A 16,911-nucleotide genomic window follows, 5' to 3' on the forward strand; every position below is an offset into this window, starting at 1 on the left:
GCTAGCCGACGAACACGGCGAGCGGCCTGGCCGTTTTGCCCTGCTCCTCCACCAGCGCCAGCAACTCCCCCTCCGGCCCGAACACCCCGATCGGCCCCGGTCCCAGCCCGGCCGCCGGCAGCCGCCCGCCGTGCCCGATGACACGCGCCTCCTCGGCCGTGACGTCCCTGCGCGGGAACGCCGCCGCCACCGCCTCGCCGATCGGCAGGATCACGCACTCCTCGGTCAGCTGCTCGATGCTCCTGGCCAGGGACAGGTCGTACGGGCCGACACGGGTGCGCCGCAGCCGCGTCAGGTGACCACCGACCCCGAGCCCGGCGCCCAGGTCGCGGGCCAGGGCGCGGATGTAGGTGCCGCTGGAGCAGGTCACGACAGCGTCCACGTCCACCACGTCGCCTTCGGCCCTGATGTCGAGCACGGCGAACTCCCGTACGGTGACGGGCCTGGCGGCCAGCTCGACCTCCTCGCCCGCCCGCGCCATCTTGTAGGCCCGCTGGCCGTTCACCTTGATCGCGCTGACCTGCGGCGGGATCTGCATGATCTCCCCGGTCAGCGCGGCGACGCCCTTGTGGATCTCGCCGGGCGTGACCGCCGACGCCGAGGCCGTGGCGGTGACCTCGCCCTCGGCGTCGTCGGTGTTGGTGGTGACGCCGAGCCTGATCGTGGCCTCGTAGACCTTCTCGGTCAGCGTCAGGTGCCCGAGCAGCCTGGTCGCCTTCTCCACACCGACGACGAGCACGCCCGTCGCCATGGGGTCGAGCGTGCCGGCGTGGCCCACCCTGCGGGTGCCCGCGAGGCGCCGCATCTTGGCCACCACGTCGTGGGAGGTCCACTCGCCCGGCTTGTCGACGATGATCAGACCGCTCTCGGCCATCAGGAGACCTTCCTCAGCTCGTGCCGGAACTTCGCCATGGTCTCCTCCACGGTGTCGTGGGAGGTGTAGCCGGCGGCGTTGTGGTGGCCGCCGCCGCCGAGCGCCGTACACACGGCCGCCACGTCGACGCTGCCCTTGGACCTGGTGGACACCTGCCAGTCGCCCTGATCGTCCTCTTTGAGCACGACCGCGACCTCGGCCTCGTCGGTGCGGCGCACGATGTCGATGAGCCCTTCCAGCTCGGAGTACGGCAGCCCGTGCTCCGCCCGGTCGACCCGGGTCACGTACGTCCACACCAGGCCGCCCGCGGGCCCGTTCTCCAGCGTCACCCGATCGAGGGCCCCGGCCAGCACCTTGAGGTAGCCGAACGGCGAGCGGTCCCACAGCTCGCGGGCGATCTCGTCGGTACGCAGCCCGGTCGCCACGAGCCTGGCCGCCATCTGGTGCACGGCGGGCGTGGTCGAGGAGTAGCGGAAGGACCCGGTGTCGGTCACCAGGCCCGCGTACAGGCAGGTGGCGATGTCGCGGTCGAGGCGTCCGCCGAGCCGGTAGACGAGCTGCTCGGCGAGCACGGCCGTGGCCGCGGCCTGGGCGTCGATGAGGCTGAGCGTGCCGAAGCCGGCGTTGGACGGATGGTGGTCCACCACGACGAGCTCGCGCGCCATGGCGGCGTTGGTGCCGAGCACCCCGAGCCGCTCGAACGTCGAGGAGTCGAAGACGATCATCAACTCGGGCGCGGCGGGATAGGCATCCGGTGGCACGAGCATGTCCTGGCCGGGCAGGAAGCGCAGCAGCCGCGGCACCGCGAACTGCCGGTCGCCGAAGGAGGCCACCACGCGCTTGCCCATCGAGCGCAGCACGAACGCGACGGCCAGCATCGAGCCGAGCGCGTCACCGTCGGGGGTGACGTGGCAGGCCAGCGCGACCTCGTCGGCCTGCCCGATCAGGTGCAGCGCCCGGTCCCACGACGTGGCGGGGATCGGGCAGTCGTCCGCCTGCCCCGCCTCGACCCGGGCCGGGCGGCCGGCCCGGTCCCGAACGTCGGGCGTCACGCCTGCTCTTCCCTGGCGACGTCGGCGCGCTCCTCCGCTTCCTCTTCCTCGTCCGGCTTCCTGTAGGGGTCTGCCTCGCCGGCGTAGGAAGCGGTCTCGGCCCGCCGCGCCACCTCGGCGTCACGCGCCCTGGCGGCGTTGATCAGGTCGTCCAGGTGACGAGCGCTGTCGGGCAGCGGGTCGTGCTTGAACGTCAGCGTCGGGGCGAAGCGCACCCCGGTCTGGCGGCCAACCTCGGAACGGAGGATCCCCTTGGCGCTTTCGAGGGCGGCGGCGCTGTCGGCCCGCTCGGCGTCGGAGCCGAACACCGTGTAGAACACCGTCGCGTCGCGCAGGTCCGCGGTGACACGCGTGTCGGTCACGGTCACGAAACCCAGGCGCGGATCCTTGATCCGGCGCTCCAGCATCTCGGCGACGATCTGCTGGATGCGGTCCGCGAGCTTGCGCGCTCGTGCGGCATCCACCATGTTCGCTCCCCCTCACGCACGACCTGGCCGTGCAGTTGTTCAATCTTCGTCGTTGTAGAGCCGGTGCCGGGCCGACAGCAGCTCGATCTCGGGGCGGAAAGCCACCATCCGCTCGCAGGCGTCCAGCACCTCTTTGCAGTTACCCGCGGAGGCTGAGACCACCGCGACGCCGACCTCCGCTCTGCGGTGGAGGTCGAGATGGCCGGTTTCAGCCACCGCGATGCTGGGATAACGGCGCTGCAGCTCGGCGATCAGAGGCCGGATGGCAGAGCGCTTCTGCTTCAGCGATCTGACGTCGCCGAGCAGGATGTCCAGGGTGAGAGAACCCACATACATCGTTGGCAACCACCGCTTGACCTGGTGAGGTGGACGCACGCCCGGCCTGCTGCGGTGGGGACCAGGCCAGGGCGTGCGAGAGGCGCCCGGCGGATGTCCCGCCGGGCGCCCGGCCGCGTGTCACACGCGCGGCTTCTCCCGCATTTCGAACGTCTCGATCACGTCGTCGAGCCTGATGTCGTTGTAGCCGACACCGATACCGCACTCGAAGCCCTCGCGGACCTCGGTCGCGTCATCCTTGAAGCGACGCAGGGACGAGACGGTCAGGTTGTCCGCGATGACGACGCCGTCGCGGATGACCCTGGCCTTGCTGTTGCGGACGATCACGCCGGAGCGGACCAGCGAACCGGCGACGTTGCCGATCTTCGGCACCTTGAAGACCTCGCGGACTTCGGCGGTGCCCATCTGGACCTCTTCGAACTCGGGCTTGAGCATGCCCTTGAGCGCCGCTTCGATCTCCTCGATCGCCTGGTAGATGACCGAGTAGTAGCGGATGTCGACGCCCTCGCGCTCGGCCAGGTCGCGCGCCCGAGGCTCGGGGCGGACGTTGAAGCCGATGATGACCGCGTTGTCGTCGGCGACGGCCAGGTTGACGTCGTACTCGGTGATCGCGCCGACCGCGCGGTGCAGGACTCGGAGCCTGACCTCGTCGCCGACGTCGATCTTGAGCAGGGCGTCTTCCAGGGCCTCCACCGAACCGGACACGTCACCCTTGATGATGAGCTTGAGCTCGTCGACGCGGCCCTTCTCAAGGTCGCTGAACAGCTCTTCGAGGGTGCGGCGACGGCTCGACTTCGCCATGTCGGCGCTGCGCTTGCGCGCCGCGCGCTGCTGGGCGATCTGCCGGGCCATCCGGTCGTCGGTGACCACGATGAAGTTGTCACCGGCGCTCGGCACGGCCGTCAGACCCATCACCAGGACCGGACGCGACGGCGTGGCCTCTTCGACCGCGTCGCCGTTGTCGTCGAGCATCGCCCGGACGCGGCCGAAGGCCTCGCCACAGACGATGGAGTCGCCGACGCGCAGCGTGCCGCGCTGGACCAGGACGGTCGCGACGGGGCCGCGGCCCTTGTCGAGGTGTGCCTCGATCGCGATGCCCTGAGCGTCCATCGTCGGGTTGGCGCGCAGGTCGAGCTCGGCGTCCGCGGTCAGCAGGATGGCCTCGAGGAGCTGGTCGATGCCCGTGCCGTTCTTCGCCGAGATGTCGACGAACAGCGTCGAGCCGCCGTATTCCTCCGCCACCAGGCCGTATTCGGTGAGCTGGGCCCTGACCTTGTTGGGGTCGGCGCCCTCCTTGTCGACCTTGTTGACCGCGACCACGACCGGCACCTCCGCCGCCTGGGCGTGGTTGAGTGCCTCGATCGTCTGCGGCTTCACACCGTCGTCGGCCGCGACCACCAGCACCGCGATGTCGGTGGACTTGGCGCCTCGGGCACGCATGGCGGTGAACGCCTCGTGACCCGGGGTGTCGATGAAGGTGATGCGGCGCTCTTCGCCCTCGTGCTCGGCCGAGACCTGGTAAGCGCCGATGTGCTGGGTGATGCCACCCGCCTCGCGCGCCACCACATTGGTCTTGCGGATGGCGTCGAGCAGCTTGGTCTTACCGTGGTCGACGTGACCCATGACGGTCACGACCGGCGGACGCGCGGCCAGGTCGGCCTCGTCGCCCTCGTCCTCGCCGAACTCGATGTCGAAGGCCTCGAGAAGCTCGCGGTCCTCCTCCTCCGGGCTGACGACCTGGATGTTGTAGTCGAGCTCGGCGCCGAGCAGCTGCAGCGTCTCCTCGTTGACCGACTGCGTCGCGGTCACCATCTCGCCCAGGTGCAGCATGATCTGCACCAGAGAGGCGGGATTGGCGCCGATGCGGTCGGCGAAGTCGGAGAGCGAGGCGCCGCGGGGCAGCCGGATCGTCGCGCCGTTGCCGCGAGCGACCTGCACGCCGCCGATCGCCGGCGCCGACATGTTGTCGAACTCCTGGCGCCGCTGACGCTTCGACTTGCGGCCACGCGCGGGACGGCCGCCGGGACGCCCGAAGGCTCCCGCGGTGCCGCCGCCACGGCCGCGGCCACCGCCGCCGGGACGACCGCCGAAGCCGCCGCCACCACCGGGACCACCGGTGCCGGTGCGCTGGCCGGTGCCGCCGCCACCCGGGCGACCGGCGAAACCGCCACCGCCGCCACCGGGACGACCGCCACCGCCACCGCCGCCAGGACGACCGCCGCCGCCACCGCCGGGACGGCCACCGCCGCCACCGCCGCCGGGACGACCGCCACCGCCGCCGCCACCTCCGGGACCGGAGGGACGACCCTGGGGCATCATCATCGGGTTGGGCCGCGGGCCACCAGGACGGGGACCACCGGCACCAGGACCGGGACGCGGGCCGCCGGGAGGCGGACCAGGACGCGGACCGGCGCCGCCGGGCCTGCCCTCGCCGCCGCCACGACCCTGCGGCGGACGCGGCATCGCGCCGTCGCGCGGCGGACCGTCACGACGCTCACGCTGGCCGGGACCGCCACCGCCTTCGCGGTTGCCGCCCGGACGCGGCGGCCGGGACTGACCCATGCCGCTGGCGTTGGACGAGAACGGGTTGTTGCCGGGACGCGGACCACGCGGGCCGGGCTTGGGACCCGGACCAGGACGCGGGCCACCGCCGCCACCGGGACGCGGAGCCTGCTGCTGGCCACCGCCGCCGCCACCCTGGGCCCCAGGACGGGCCGCGGGGCCGGGCCTGGGCCCGGGACGCGGAGCGGGACCGGGCCGCGGGGCCGGAGCGGGACGAGCGGACGGGCCGCCCTCCTGACGGGCCGGCGCGCCGCTCTCGAAACGCGCCTGCGGAGCCCCCGACGTCTCGCCGCGGGCGGCCTCAGGCTGCTGCTGAGGCTGGTGCGGCATCGCCACCGGCGGGCGCGGCTGCGCGCCGCCACCGGCGGGGCCCGCTGCGGGGCCGGGACGCGGACCGGGCTTCGGGCCCGGACGCGGGGGGGCTGGAACCGGCGCCTGCCCGGCGCCGTTGGCGGCCTGGCCATCGGCCGGCCGCGGCGCAGCCCTTGGCGGCTGCGGCTTGTTGGACGACTGACCGCCGCCCCTTGAGGGGCCGCCCTTGGACGCCCCCAACGCTTCGGTGAGCCTGCGGACCACCGGCGCCTCGATGGTGGAGGACGCCGAACGGACGAACTCCCCCATCTCCTGGAGCTTGGCCATGACGACCTTGCTCTCTACGCCGAACTCCTTAGCGAGCTCGTATACCCGGACCTTCGCCACTGCACTCCCTTACTCGGCCCGGGAGGCTGGCTATGCCGTCCGGACCGTCGCTACCTTGACGTCTTCATCGCCGCGTGCTCATCAGGCGCTCATAGCAATCTGACTCCGCCCATCAACTCGGCGTCCTACATGACATTTCGTGGTTCTCCTTCTAGATGCGCCCGTACGGGCGACACGTCAAGCGGCCCCGGCACGCGGAACGCGCGCGGAAACGCTCGACGCCGCTCGGCGAGCTCCAGACAACTCAAGGACGGATGCAGCGATGCACCGCGGCCTGAAAGCCGTCCTCGCAGGTCGGGGACCACTTGATCCTCGACCCGCACCAGTCGGAGCAGCTCGGACTTAGCCGTGCGAACCCTGCAGCCCACACAGGTGCGCTGTGGGACCGCGTGGCCACCATATTCCAGCTTACCGTGTTGACGCATCTACGGAACCGGCGGCGTCCTCGGCTTGGGTATCGGGCCGGATGTCGATCCGCCATCCGGTCAGTCGTGCGGCGAGCCGGGCGTTCTGCCCCTCTTTGCCGATGGCCAGCGAGAGCTGGTAGTCGGGCACGGTCACCCGCGCGACGCGTCCGTCGAGATCGAGAACCTCGACATGGGAAACGCGTGCGGGAGACAGGGCATTCCCCACGAACTCGCCGGGGTCCTCCGACCAGTCGATGATGTCGATCTTCTCGCCGTGCAGCTCGGTCATCACGTTGCGCACCCGCGAGCCCATCGGCCCGATGCAGGCGCCCTTGGCGTTGACGCCGGGCCTGCGCGACCTGACCGCGATCTTCGTGCGGTGGCCGGCCTCGCGGGCGACCGCGGCGATCTCGACGGTGCCGTCGGCGATCTCCGGGACCTCCAGCGCGAACAGCTTCTTCACCAGCCCGGGGTGGGTGCGCGACAGGGTGACCGACGGGCCCTTGTGGCCCTTCTTCACCTGCACCACGTAGGCGCGGATGCGCTCGCCGTGGGTGTATTCCTCACCGGGGACCTGCTCGGCGTGGGGCAGCACGGCCTCGATCTTGCCGAGGTCGACCAGGACCACGCGCGGGTCCTTGCCCTGCTGGATCACGCCGGAGACCAGCTCGCCCTCGCGGCTGGCGAACTCGCCGAAGTTGATCTCGTCCTCGGCGTCGCGCAGCTGCTGCAGGATGACCTGCTTGGCGGTGGTCGCGGCGATCCGGCTGAAGTTGCCCGGGGTGTCGTCGAACTCCCTGACGACCTCGCCCTCGTCGTCCAGCTCCGCCGCCCAGATCGTGACGTGACCGCTGCCTCGGTCGAGCTCGGCCCGCGCCTTGGGGGCCGCGCCCTCCGTGCGGAAGTACGCGATCAGCAGCGCGTCCTCGATCGCCTTGACGACCAGGTCGAAGGAGATGTCCTTCTCCCGCTCCAGGCTGCGCAGGACGCTCATGTCGATGTCCACGACGGCTCCCCCTTAGCCTTCGTCGCCGTCGACGTCGTCGAAGCGGCGGAACTCCACCTGCACCCGTCCGCGGGTCAGGCTCTCGTAGTCAAGTCTGCGCGCCGCGCCCTCGACGTCGAGGTCGACGCCGGTGTCGTCGGCGGTCATGATGCGGCCCTCCATCACGGTGCCGTCTCGCAGCTCGGCCTTCACCAGCCGTTTCGCCGCGCGGCGCCAGTGACGCGGCTCGGTGAGCGGGCGGTCGACGCCGGGCGAGGAGACCTCGAGTGTGTAAGCGGCCTGGCCCATCGCGTCGGTGTCGTCGAGGGCCGTGGAGACGGCCTGGCTGACGTCGGCCACGTCGTCGAGGCTCACGCCGCCGTCACGATCGACGATCACCCGCAGCAGCCGTCTCTTGCCTGCCTGGGTGACGGTGACGTCCTCCAGGTCGAGACCCTCCGCGCTGACCACGGGCTCCAGGAGCTTCATCAGGTGGTCGCGGGGTGATGCGCTGCCCATATCGACCTCCCCTATTGTCATGTCTCAGCCGGGCGGACCTCGCCTCTGGCTCTCCGCCGTCTGGCCGCTCAGCCAGCGACGACAGTTGACACCCTATCCGTATGAGGGCACAGAAAGAGCGCCACTCGTCACGGCCGGACGGCGGGTCGAACGCCAGGCCGGATCACAGGCTGGATCACGGGCCTGATCCGGAGCCGGATCACGGGTCTGATCACGAGCCCGATCACGGGGCGTCGCCGGGCGGCGATCCCGGGCACTGGCCGTACGATGCTAGCGAGGTCCGCGACAGGGGTCAGAGACATGTGGAGGTTCGAGTCCGTGCGCCCGGTTCAGCTCTCCAGGCGAGCCTTGCTGGCGGGCGGGGCGGCCGCCCTCACCGCATGCAGCGCCTCCGGCCCCGATCGGCCGGCCGCGCCGGCCCCCGACTCGCCCGAGACGGTCATGCTGAAGGGCCTCATCGCGGAGAAGGAGCGCACGATCGCGCTCTACTCGTCGCTGATCTCGGGCGGGGCCGACAAGCTCGTGCCGTTCAGGGACCGCCATCAGGCCCATCTCGACGAGCTGCGCAAGCACGTGACCGTCCCGCCCACGCCGGTCGCCGCGTCCGGGCCGGTCTCGCCGTCGCCCACGTCGCCCACGTCCACCGGGAGGGCGCGTAAACCGTCGCTGGCGCGGCTGCGCGAGCTGGAGCGCAGGGCCGCGGCCGGGCGGGCGCGGGCGCTCGGCGGGCTCTCGCCCGGGGTGGCCCAGCTCGTGGCCAGCATCGGGGCCTGCGAGGCCGCCCACGTCGTCGCCCTGCCGAGGTCCCTGTGAGCGGCGACGCGGGCGACATCGACAAGTTGCGCAAGGCGCTGGCGGCGGAGCACGCGGTGCTGTTCGCCTACGGGCTGCTCGGGGCGCGCACCTCGGGCACGCTGCGGTCCAGGATGAGCGCGGCCTACGAGGCCCACCGGTCCAGGCGCGACCATTTGCGCGCGCTGATCACGGCGCGGGGCGGCCGGCCGGTCGAGCCCGACGCGTCGTACGCGCTGCCGTTCTTCCCCTCCAACGCCACCCTGGCCGCGAACCTCGCGGTGCACCTGGAAGGCGGTGTCACGGCCGCCTACCTGGAGCTGGCCGCGGCCACCGAGGAGCCGCTGCGCCGGCACGCCGCGCTGGCCATGCAGGAGGCGGTGGCCCGCTCCTACTCCTTCCGCCCGGCCCAGCCCGCGGCCTTTCCCGGCATGCCGGCGAAAGCCACGCCCGCCGCCTCACCCGCGGCCTCGCCCGGGGCATCGGCCGTCCAGGACGGGGAGTAGCGCCCTCCGGGAGCCGTGCGTCAGCGGTAGAGGACGGAGAGCAGGTCGGGGCCGAGGCGTTCGACCGCGTCGGCGTCGAGCTGGTAGTAGACGACCGAACCGCGCCGGTGCGTGTGGACGAGCTGGGCCTCCCTGAGCCGGCGCAGGTGCCTGGAGACCTGGGGCGCGGTCATGCCGAGCTGAGTGGCGAGCTCGGCGGTGGCGACCGGGTTGCGCAGGATCGCGTAGCACAGCCGCAGCCGAGTGGGGTCCTGGAGGGCGGCGAGCCTGCGCCTGGCGGTCTCCAGCGTGGGCGTGCCGGCCCCGTCGGCGCTGTACTGGATGACGACCGGATAGCCCGGATAGTGCTTGATCACGAAGTGGGGGCGGCCGTGCACGGTCGGGACGAGCAGGCAGGGGCGGTCGTCGTCCACCCGGGCGGTGGCGTTGTAGAGCTTGTCGAACACGACGCGCACCCGCCGGCCCGACGGCTGGACGGCTGACGCGGTCGGGAAGTCGGCCAGCGACAGGGCGCCCTTCCTGCGCAGGTCGCGCTCGCGCAGCGCGCCGTCGCGGTCGAGGACGCTGCGCAGGGCGGGCCATTCGGCGTCGAAGGCGGCGGCGGCGAAGGCGGCCAGGAAGCCGAGCAGCTCGGCGCGCACCCCCTCGGGGTCGGCCAGCAGCCGGGCGCCGATCTCCATCCGGCTGGAGGAGATCAGCCGGAGCCGGTGCAGCACCTCGTCGCTGAGCCGGGGCGCGAGCCCGGTGTCGTTCTTGCCGATCAGCGCCTGCACGCTCATGTCCGTGAACTCGCCGATGGGCAGCCCCGCCACCTCCTCCAGCTCGTCGTCGAGCGTGCGCCGCCCGTCAGCCGACAGCGGCAGCAGGTAGCGGGCGCGGAAGGCACCCCAGAGCGGCGCCCAGACGGCGGCCTGGGCGAGCAGCGCGGTGTCGAGGTCGGCGTGGGCCCTGGCCACCCAGGCGGCGCTGGCGGGGTGGTGGCCCGGCTCGTCGAACGCGTGGAGACAGGCGCACAACTCGGCCAGGGGCGACTGGCGCACGACGACGGATCCGGTGCCGGGCGGATCGAGGAGGAGCGTGACGGCCACCCTGCAGATTACCGCGTTCGCGGCAATCTCCTTGTGGAGCCCTCCGCGTTTGCGCAGGCTGTCGCCTCATGGCTGAGGCACTGCACGTGGTCAAGCATCCGACGGGCTTCTATTCGGCGGGCGCGACGACCGTCTTCGCGTCGAGATACGACCAGAGATTCTCCTACTGCCTGTACGTGCCGTCCGCCCACGACCCGGACGGCGCTCCCCTGCCGATGGCCGTCCTGCAGCACGGGACGGGGCGGCGCGGACCGCAGTACCGCGACAACTTCGCCGGCTGGGCCGAGGAGCACGACTGCCTGGTGCTGGCGCCGCTCTTCCCCGCCGGCATCGGCGACGACCCCCAGGACCTGCACAACTTCAAGTTCCTCCGGTACGACGGCATCCGCTTCGACCTGGCCCTGCTGGCCATGGTCGAGGAGGTCGGCGAGCGCTTCAACGTACGGACGGAGAAGTTCCTGCTGCACGGCTTCTCCGGCGGCGGGCAGTTCGTGCACCGGTTCGCCTACCTGCACCCCGACCGTCTGTCCGGATTGTCCATAGGGGCGCCGGGGCGGATAACGTACATCGATCCCGACAGCCCTTGGTGGATCGGGCTGAAGGGGTTCGAGGAGGAGTTCGGCTGCGCCCCGAGGATCGGGGAGCTGCGGGACGTGCCGGTCCAGATGGTCGTGGGCAGCGCCGACGTGGAGACCTGGGAGATCAACAACCAGGGCGACTCCAACTGGATGGACGGCGCCGACGCCCACGGCGTGACGCGGCTCGAACGGCTGACGGCGTTGCGCGACGACTTCGAGGCCCACGGCATCGGCGTGCGGTTCGACGTCGTGCCGGGCGTGGGGCACGAGCCGATGCAGGTGCTCGGCCCCGTCAAGGACTTCTTCGCATCGATCCTCACCCCCCGGGAGTCATCATGAAGATCAGACTGGTGGCCGCCGTCGCGGCGGCCGTGACGCTCAGTGGCGGCTGCGCCGTGGGCGAGAGCGCCGACGCGGGCGGCGAGTACCCGAGCAAGGCCCTGTCGATCATGGCGCCGGGCAGTCCCGGCGGCGGCTGGGACACCCGGGCGCGCGGCATCGCGAGCGCGCTCGGCGAGTGCAAGGTGGCCGACGTGGACGCCACGGTCACGAACGTGCCGGGCGCGGGCGGGACCATCGGGCTGGCGCAGTTCGCCAAGCGGAACGGCGACCCCTACCAGCTCATGGTCATGGACAGCGTCACCATGCTGGGCGGCATCGTGAACAACAAGTCGCCGGTCGACCTGTCCACGCTGACGCCGGTGGCCGGGCTGAGCCGGGGGCCGAGCGCCATCGTGGTGGCCGAGAAGTCCCCGTACGAGGACCTGAAGGCGCTGCTCGACGCGATGCAGGCCAAGCCGCACAGCGTCAAGTGGACCGGCGGCTCGCTCGGCGGCCCCGGCCAGATGACGGTGGCCGGGCTGGCCAAGGGCCGCGACATCGCCGCCAAGGAGATCAACTTCGTGCCCACCGCCGGTGGCGGCGAGTCCATGAACCTGCTGCTCAGCGGGGCCGCCACGGTCGGCATCGACACCGTGGCCGAGCTGCGACCGCAGATCGAGGCGGGCGCGCTCCGGGTGCTGGCGGTCGACTCCGAGCAGCGGGTACCCGGCATCGACGCGCCGACCATGAAGGAGCTGGGCCTGGCCGACGAGGCGGTCTCCACGCTGGCGGGCGTGCTGGCCCCGGCTGGGCTGTCGAAGGAGCAGCAGCAGGACGTGATCGGGCTGATCGACAAGGTCCGCCAGTCGTCGTGCTGGAAGCAGGTGCTCAAGCGCAACAACTGGACCGAGGACTGGAAGCCGGGCGACGAGTTCGGCAAGGTGCTGGCCGAGCAGCGGACGCAGGTCACCGCCATCCTGGGTGAGCTGGGGCTCGGCAAGTGACGCAGCGGATCGTCTCGCTCGGCTTCCTGGCGGCGGCCGTGGTCGTGCTGGCCCAGGCCTTCTCCATCCCCCAGGGCACCGGGTACCAGACGGTGGGGCCGCGTGCGTTCCCGCTGCTGGTGGGGGTGGGGCTGGCCGTGGTGTCGGTGATCGGGGTGATCCAGGCCTTCCGGCCCGGCTCCACCCCGGGCGAGGTCGCGGCGGGCTCGGTCGCGGCGGGCTCGGTCGCGTCGGGTGAGGACACGTCGGGCGAGGTCGCGCCTGGTGAGGACGCGTCGGTTGAGGACGGCGAGACGCATTGGCCGTCGGTGCTGATGCTGCTGGGGGCGCTGGCCGCGTACGCGCTGCTGCTCGTCCCCGCGGGCTACTGGCAGGCCACGACCCTGTTCTTCGTGGCCGTGGCCAGGGTCCTGGGCAGCCGGCGGCTGGTGCGCGACGTGCTCGCCGGGCTGGTGCTGGCGCTGGCCACGTACTTCCTGTTCGACCGGCTCCTCGGCATCACGCTGCCGCCGGGCCTGATCAGATTGGCGTTCTGAGATGGACGTGCTGGGCAACCTGCTCGACGGGTTCGGCCACGCGCTGAGCCTGCAGAACCTGCTGCTGGCCATGCTCGGGGTCACCGTCGGCACGCTCGTGGGCGTGCTGCCGGGGCTCGGGCCCGCCACGACGATCGCGTTGCTGCTGCCGCTGACCTTCGTGTTCGACCCCGTCGGGGCGTTCGTGATGTTCGCCGGGATCTACTACGGCGGCATGTACGGCGGCTCGACCACCGCGATCCTGCTCAACATCCCGGGCGAGACGGCCTCGATCCCGACCACGCTGGAGGGCTATCCGATGGCCCGGCGCGGCCGGGCGGGGGCGGCGCTGGCGACGGCGGCCATCGGCTCGTTCGTAGCCGGCACGATCTCCACGGTCGTCATCACGTTCCTGGCTCCCGGCATGTCGAACATCGCCAAACTGATCCAGCCGGCCGAGTACTTCTCGATCATGGTGCTCGCGTTCGTGACGGTCACCTCGCTGATGGGCGACTCGATCGTACGGGGGCTGTCGAGCCTGTTCGTCGGGCTGACGATCGGCCTGGTCGGGATCGACCAGATGACCGGCCAGCCGCGCTTCGCCTTCGGGGTGCCCGAGCTGTACGAGGGGCTGTCGGTGGTGGCGGTCGCGGTGGGGCTGTTCGCGGTGGCCGAGGCGGTCTCCACGGCGGCCGCCCGGCACCGGCCCGCGCAGGCGCCCGTCACCGTGGACGGCAGGGTCGGCATGACGCGGGAGGACTGGCGGCGGTCGTGGCGGCCGTGGTTGCGCGGGACGCTGTTCGGGCTGCCCATCGGCTCGCTGCCGGCGGGCGGGGCCGAGCTGCCCACGTTCCTGAGCTACAACGTCGAGAAGCGGCTGTCGAAGCACAAGGAGGAATTCGGGCAGGGGGCCATCGAGGGCGTGGCGGGGCCTGAGGCGGCCAACAACGCGGCGTTCTCCGGGGTGCTGGTGCCGCTGCTCACACTGGGCATCCCGACCTCGGCGACGGCCAGCATGCTGCTGATCGCGTTCCAGATCTACAACGTGCAGCCCGGGCCGCAGCTCTTCGACCAGCAGCCGGTGCTGGTGTGGACGCTGATCGCCAGCCTCTACATCGGCAACGTGATGCTGCTGGTGCTGAACCTGCCGCTGATCCGGGTGTGGGTGAAGCTGCTGAGCGTCCCGCCCGCGCTGCTGACGGCGGCGATCCTGACGTTCGCCACCCTGGGCGTCTACTCGATCTCGCAGAGCGTGTTCGAGGTGCTGATCGCGTACGGGTTCGGGCTGCTGGGGTGGGTGTTGCACCGGGCCCGGTATCCGGTGGCGCCGCTGATCCTGGGGGCGGTGCTGGGGCCGTTGATGGAGGTGCAGTTCCGGCGGGCGCTGGCCTTCAGCGAAGGGGATCCGACGGTGTTCGTGACGCGGCCGGTGTCGCTGGTGATCCTGCTCGTCGCGGTGGCGTGCCTGGTCGGGCCGGTGGTCGTACGGCGGCGGTCGAAGTCTCCCCTGCCCGTCGCCTGATCCACCTGGCCCGCCCGGCGAGCATGTGTGCCGGGCGGGCTGAGGCTGTGCCGGCTCAGGCGGTGGCGGGTCAGGTGGTGGCGGGTCAGGTGGTGGCGGGTCAGGTGGTGGCGGCGATCACGCGATCGGCGGCCTCGGCGAGGGGGATCTCCGACTTCTCGCCGGTCACCCGGTCGCGCAGCTCCACCACGCCCTGCGAGAGCCCGCGCCCGACCACCACGATCGTGGGCAGGCCGAGCAGCTCGGCGTCCTTGAACTTCACGCCGGGCGAGACCTGCGGCCGGTCGTCGACCAGGACCCGCAAGCCGCGCGACTCCAGCTCGGCCCCCAGCTCCAGGGCGGCCTCCACCTGGTTTTCCTTGCCGGTGCCGACGATGTGCACGTCGGCGGGCGCGACCTCGCGCGGCCACACCAGCCCGAGCTGGTCGTGGGCCTGCTCGGCGATGACGGCCACCGCGCGCGAGACGCCGATGCCGTAGGAGCCCATGGTGACGCGGATGGGCTTGCCGTCGGGGCCGAGCGCGTCGAGGCCGGCGGCGTCGGCGTATTTGCGGCCGAGCTGGAAGATGTGGCCGATCTCGATGCCCCGGTCGATGGACAGCTCGGCGCCGCAGCGGGGGCACGGGTCGCCGGCGCGCACCTCGGCGGCCTCGATCGTGCCGTCGGGGGTGAAGTCGCGGCCGGCGACCACGTTGACGGCGTGCTTGCCGGGCTCGTTGGCGCCGGTCACCCAGGAGGTGCCGGTGACGACGCGGGGGTCGACGAGGTAGCGGATGCCGAGCTCGCGCAGGACCTGCGGGCCGATGTAGCCGCGGACGAGACCCGGGTGCTTGGCGAAGTCGGCGGCCTCGAAGATGGCCGGCTCGCCGGGCGCCAGCGACGCCTCAAGGCGCTTGAAGTCCACCTCGCGGTCGCCGGGCACGCCGACGACCAGCGTCTCGACCTTGTCGGAGCCGGGCGTGGTCACCTTGATGACGACGTTCTTGAGCGTGTCTGCGGCGGTGACGGACAGGCCGTGGTGCTCGTTGACGTGGTTGACCAGGGACTCGATGGTCGGGGTGTCGGGCGTGTCGAGGACCCGCAGCGGCGCCGCGTCCTCGACGGGACGGGCGGCGGGCGCGGTGGTGACGACGGCCTCGGCGTTGGCCGCGTAGCCGCAGGAGTGGCAGGCCACGAACGTGTCCTCGCCGGTGGGCGTGGGGGCCAGGAACTCCTCGGAGGCCGAGCCGCCCATGGCGCCGGACGTGGCGAAGACGATCTTGTAGGAGATGCCGAGGCGGTCGAACGTGCGGATGTAGGCCTCACGGTGCTGCTCGTAGGAGCGCTTGAGCCCGTCGTCGTCGAGGTCGAAGGAGTAGGAGTCCTTCATCAGGAACTCGCGGCCGCGCAGGATGCCCGCCCGGGGCCGCGCCTCGTCGCGATATTTGGTCTGAATTTGGTAAAGGGTGACCGGATAGTCCTTGTAGGAGGAGTATTCGCTCTTGACCATGTCGGCGAAGAGCTCCTCGTGCGTGGGACCGAGCAGATAGTCGGCGCCCTTACGGTCTTGGAGACGGAAGAGCGTGTCGCCGTATTCGGTCCAGCGACCGGTCGCCTCGTAGTATTCGCGGGGCAGCAGCGCGGGGAAGAGCACTTCCTGGCCGCCCATGCGGTTCATTTCCTCGCGGACGATCCTCGCGACGTTCTCCAGCACCATCTTGCCGAGCGGGAGCCAGGAGTAGATGCCGGGGGCCACGCGGCGGACATAGCCGGCGCGGACCAGGAGCTTGTGGCTCGGGACTTCCGCGTCTGCCGGGTCGTCCCGCAGGGTGCGAAGAAACAACGACGACATGCGCAGCAACACGGCTACTCCTTGCTCGAACCTGGATGTGAAGGACTACAGGCTATCGAGTCGGAGGAGCGCCGCGCTCGGGCTTATCCCGTGTGGGGGCACGGGAGGATTCGGACGGCCCAGAAGACGGCCCAGAAGACGGCCAGAAAAACGGCGCGGAAGACGGTGCGGAAAGGATCAGGCGGCCAAGGGGAACCATCCCGCCACGAAGGCCGCAAGGCAGAACGTGAACAGCGCCGCGAACACCGCCGACATGGCCAGCGCGCGCACCCGTCCGCCCGCGTTCCTGCGCAGGAAGAACACCAGGCCCAGGGCGAGCAGCCCGACCGACACCGCGGGTCCCGGCCAGAACGACTGGTCGCCGTCGATGAAGCCGGGGGTGCAGCGGTCCACCACGTCGGTGATCAGCGCGGCTCCGATCGCGCCCGCGGCCACGTCGCCCCAGCCGTCGTCCCTGCGTGTGACGTACGCCAGCAGGCCCAGCACGACGAGCAGGCCGAGCGTCCAGTTGAGCCCGACGGCGCTGCCGCCGATGACGTCGAAGGCCTGGTCGCCGCTCAAGGCGGTCGCGCCGAGCGCGGCGACCAGCGTGGAGACCGCCGCGAGGAACGTGGTCACCAGCGCCCAGCCGAACCCGGAAGCACTCACGCCCACGGCGAGGGAGAGGGCGAGATAGACGTAAGGATCGTAGATCTGCCCGAACCATCGCGGACCGATCCCGGAAAGCAGCATTCCCAGCACTCCGACGACCAGTCCACCCAGGAAGGCCGTCACCAGGTGCCGTTCGATGGCACGTTGTCGCCGGTCGTACTCGGCGAAGTCGACGTAGTCGATGGTGGTGTTGTTCATCTCC

Annotated in this window: 17 protein-coding genes; 6 read left to right on the plus strand and 11 right to left on the minus strand. The window is 71.3% G+C overall.

From position 1 onward, the window contains the following. Nucleotide 1 precedes the first annotated feature (1 nt). The 8 genes from truB to rimP form a co-directional block, all read right to left on the minus strand. Nucleotides 2-874 carry a tRNA pseudouridine(55) synthase TruB gene (truB, locus tag AB0C27_RS04335; RefSeq protein ID WP_357837592.1) on the minus strand — a complete coding sequence of 291 codons (873 nt, stop codon included), beginning with the start codon at nucleotides 872-874 and terminating at the stop codon, nucleotides 2-4. Beyond that, nucleotides 874-1,926, minus strand: coding sequence for a DHH family phosphoesterase (locus tag AB0C27_RS04340; protein ID WP_357837595.1), 1,053 nt, complete (start codon nucleotides 1,924-1,926; stop codon nucleotides 874-876). The genes truB and AB0C27_RS04340 overlap by 1 nt, the downstream gene beginning before the upstream one ends. Continuing rightward, the gene (rbfA, locus tag AB0C27_RS04345; RefSeq protein ID WP_357837598.1) at nucleotides 1,923-2,393 is read right to left on the minus strand and encodes a 30S ribosome-binding factor RbfA; all 471 of its coding nucleotides are present in this window, start codon (nucleotides 2,391-2,393) and stop codon (nucleotides 1,923-1,925) included. The genes AB0C27_RS04340 and rbfA overlap by 4 nt, the downstream gene beginning before the upstream one ends. Before the next feature lie 39 nt (nucleotides 2,394-2,432). Continuing rightward, nucleotides 2,433-2,729, minus strand: coding sequence for a DUF503 domain-containing protein (locus tag AB0C27_RS04350; protein ID WP_357838013.1), 297 nt, complete (start codon nucleotides 2,727-2,729; stop codon nucleotides 2,433-2,435). 120 nt (nucleotides 2,730-2,849) lie between these two features. Continuing rightward, a complete protein-coding gene (infB, locus tag AB0C27_RS04355) occupies nucleotides 2,850-5,990 on the minus strand; it encodes a translation initiation factor IF-2 (RefSeq protein WP_357837600.1) in 3,141 nt (1,046 codons plus the stop codon). A 125-nt stretch (nucleotides 5,991-6,115) separates the two neighbouring features. Beyond that, nucleotides 6,116-6,415, minus strand: coding sequence for a YlxR family protein (locus AB0C27_RS04360; protein WP_357837603.1), 300 nt, complete (start codon nucleotides 6,413-6,415; stop codon nucleotides 6,116-6,118). After that, entirely contained in the window at nucleotides 6,399-7,403 is a 1,005-nt protein-coding gene (nusA, locus tag AB0C27_RS04365; protein ID WP_357837606.1) for a transcription termination factor NusA, read from the minus strand. Before nusA ends, AB0C27_RS04360 begins: the two co-directional genes overlap by 17 nt. Before the next feature lie 12 nt (nucleotides 7,404-7,415). Then, complete coding sequence (gene rimP, locus AB0C27_RS04370) at nucleotides 7,416-7,901, minus strand: ribosome maturation factor RimP (RefSeq protein WP_357837609.1); 486 nt, start codon at nucleotides 7,899-7,901, stop codon at nucleotides 7,416-7,418. A gap of 318 nt (nucleotides 7,902-8,219) precedes the next feature. Here rimP and AB0C27_RS04375 point away from each other — a divergent pair, with 318 nt between their 5' ends. Then, nucleotides 8,220-8,714, plus strand: coding sequence for a hypothetical protein (locus tag AB0C27_RS04375; RefSeq protein WP_357837612.1), 495 nt, complete (start codon nucleotides 8,220-8,222; stop codon nucleotides 8,712-8,714). Beyond that, entirely contained in the window at nucleotides 8,711-9,199 is a 489-nt protein-coding gene (locus tag AB0C27_RS04380; protein ID WP_357837614.1) for a ferritin-like domain-containing protein, read from the plus strand. The genes AB0C27_RS04375 and AB0C27_RS04380 overlap by 4 nt, the downstream gene beginning before the upstream one ends. Before the next feature lie 20 nt (nucleotides 9,200-9,219). Here AB0C27_RS04380 and AB0C27_RS04385 read toward each other — a convergent pair whose 3' ends face one another. Beyond that, nucleotides 9,220-10,287, minus strand: coding sequence for a DUF5937 family protein (locus AB0C27_RS04385; RefSeq protein WP_357837616.1), 1,068 nt, complete (start codon nucleotides 10,285-10,287; stop codon nucleotides 9,220-9,222). 68 nt (nucleotides 10,288-10,355) lie between these two features. Here AB0C27_RS04385 and AB0C27_RS04390 point away from each other — a divergent pair, with 68 nt between their 5' ends. From AB0C27_RS04390 to AB0C27_RS04405, 4 genes are read left to right on the plus strand one after another with little or no spacing between them, the layout of a single operon-like run. Beyond that, the gene (locus AB0C27_RS04390) at nucleotides 10,356-11,204 is read left to right on the plus strand and encodes a hypothetical protein (RefSeq protein WP_357837619.1); all 849 of its coding nucleotides are present in this window, start codon (nucleotides 10,356-10,358) and stop codon (nucleotides 11,202-11,204) included. Beyond that, the gene (locus tag AB0C27_RS04395; protein WP_357837622.1) at nucleotides 11,201-12,190 is read left to right on the plus strand and encodes a tripartite tricarboxylate transporter substrate binding protein; all 990 of its coding nucleotides are present in this window, start codon (nucleotides 11,201-11,203) and stop codon (nucleotides 12,188-12,190) included. The genes AB0C27_RS04390 and AB0C27_RS04395 overlap by 4 nt, the downstream gene beginning before the upstream one ends. Next, nucleotides 12,187-12,726: a tripartite tricarboxylate transporter TctB family protein gene (locus AB0C27_RS04400; RefSeq protein WP_357837624.1), complete on the plus strand. Its 540-nt coding sequence runs from the start codon at nucleotides 12,187-12,189 to the stop codon at nucleotides 12,724-12,726. Before AB0C27_RS04395 ends, AB0C27_RS04400 begins: the two co-directional genes overlap by 4 nt. A 1-nt stretch (nucleotide 12,727) precedes the next feature. Next, nucleotides 12,728-14,227, plus strand: a complete 1,500-nt coding sequence (locus tag AB0C27_RS04405) for a tripartite tricarboxylate transporter permease (RefSeq protein ID WP_357837626.1) — start codon at nucleotides 12,728-12,730, stop codon at nucleotides 14,225-14,227. 100 nt (nucleotides 14,228-14,327) lie between these two features. Here AB0C27_RS04405 and AB0C27_RS04410 read toward each other — a convergent pair whose 3' ends face one another. Beyond that, nucleotides 14,328-16,070 carry a proline--tRNA ligase gene (locus AB0C27_RS04410; protein ID WP_357837627.1) on the minus strand — a complete coding sequence of 581 codons (1,743 nt, stop codon included), beginning with the start codon at nucleotides 16,068-16,070 and terminating at the stop codon, nucleotides 14,328-14,330. A 165-nt stretch (nucleotides 16,071-16,235) separates the two neighbouring features. Beyond that, nucleotides 16,236-16,907, minus strand: a complete 672-nt coding sequence (locus tag AB0C27_RS04415; protein WP_357837629.1) for a hypothetical protein — start codon at nucleotides 16,905-16,907, stop codon at nucleotides 16,236-16,238. Nucleotides 16,908-16,911 lie beyond the last annotated feature (4 nt).

The sequence above is a fragment of the Nonomuraea sp. NPDC048882 genome (assembly GCF_040649755.1).
GTDB lineage: Bacteria > Actinomycetota > Actinomycetes > Streptosporangiales > Streptosporangiaceae > Nonomuraea > Nonomuraea maheshkhaliensis.

What these genes read in the sequence shown, in the direction of transcription:
- rimP (WP_357837609.1), bottom strand. Translation starts at nt 7,901, where the DNA reads ATGGGCAGCGCATCACCCCGCGACCACCTGATGAAGCTCCTGGAGCCC.
- truB (WP_357837592.1), bottom strand. Translation starts at nt 874, where the DNA reads ATGGCCGAGAGCGGTCTGATCATCGTCGACAAGCCGGGCGAGTGGACC.
- AB0C27_RS04350 (WP_357838013.1), bottom strand. Translation starts at nt 2,729, where the DNA reads ATGTATGTGGGTTCTCTCACCCTGGACATCCTGCTCGGCGACGTCAGA.
- AB0C27_RS04395 (WP_357837622.1), top strand. Translation starts at nt 11,201, where the DNA reads ATGAAGATCAGACTGGTGGCCGCCGTCGCGGCGGCCGTGACGCTCAGT.
- AB0C27_RS04390 (WP_357837619.1), top strand. Translation starts at nt 10,356, where the DNA reads ATGGCTGAGGCACTGCACGTGGTCAAGCATCCGACGGGCTTCTATTCG.
- AB0C27_RS04360 (WP_357837603.1), bottom strand. Translation starts at nt 6,415, where the DNA reads ATGCGTCAACACGGTAAGCTGGAATATGGTGGCCACGCGGTCCCACAG.
- AB0C27_RS04415 (WP_357837629.1), bottom strand. Translation starts at nt 16,907, where the DNA reads ATGAACAACACCACCATCGACTACGTCGACTTCGCCGAGTACGACCGG.
- AB0C27_RS04405 (WP_357837626.1), top strand. Translation starts at nt 12,728, where the DNA reads ATGGACGTGCTGGGCAACCTGCTCGACGGGTTCGGCCACGCGCTGAGC.
- rbfA (WP_357837598.1), bottom strand. Translation starts at nt 2,393, where the DNA reads ATGGTGGATGCCGCACGAGCGCGCAAGCTCGCGGACCGCATCCAGCAG.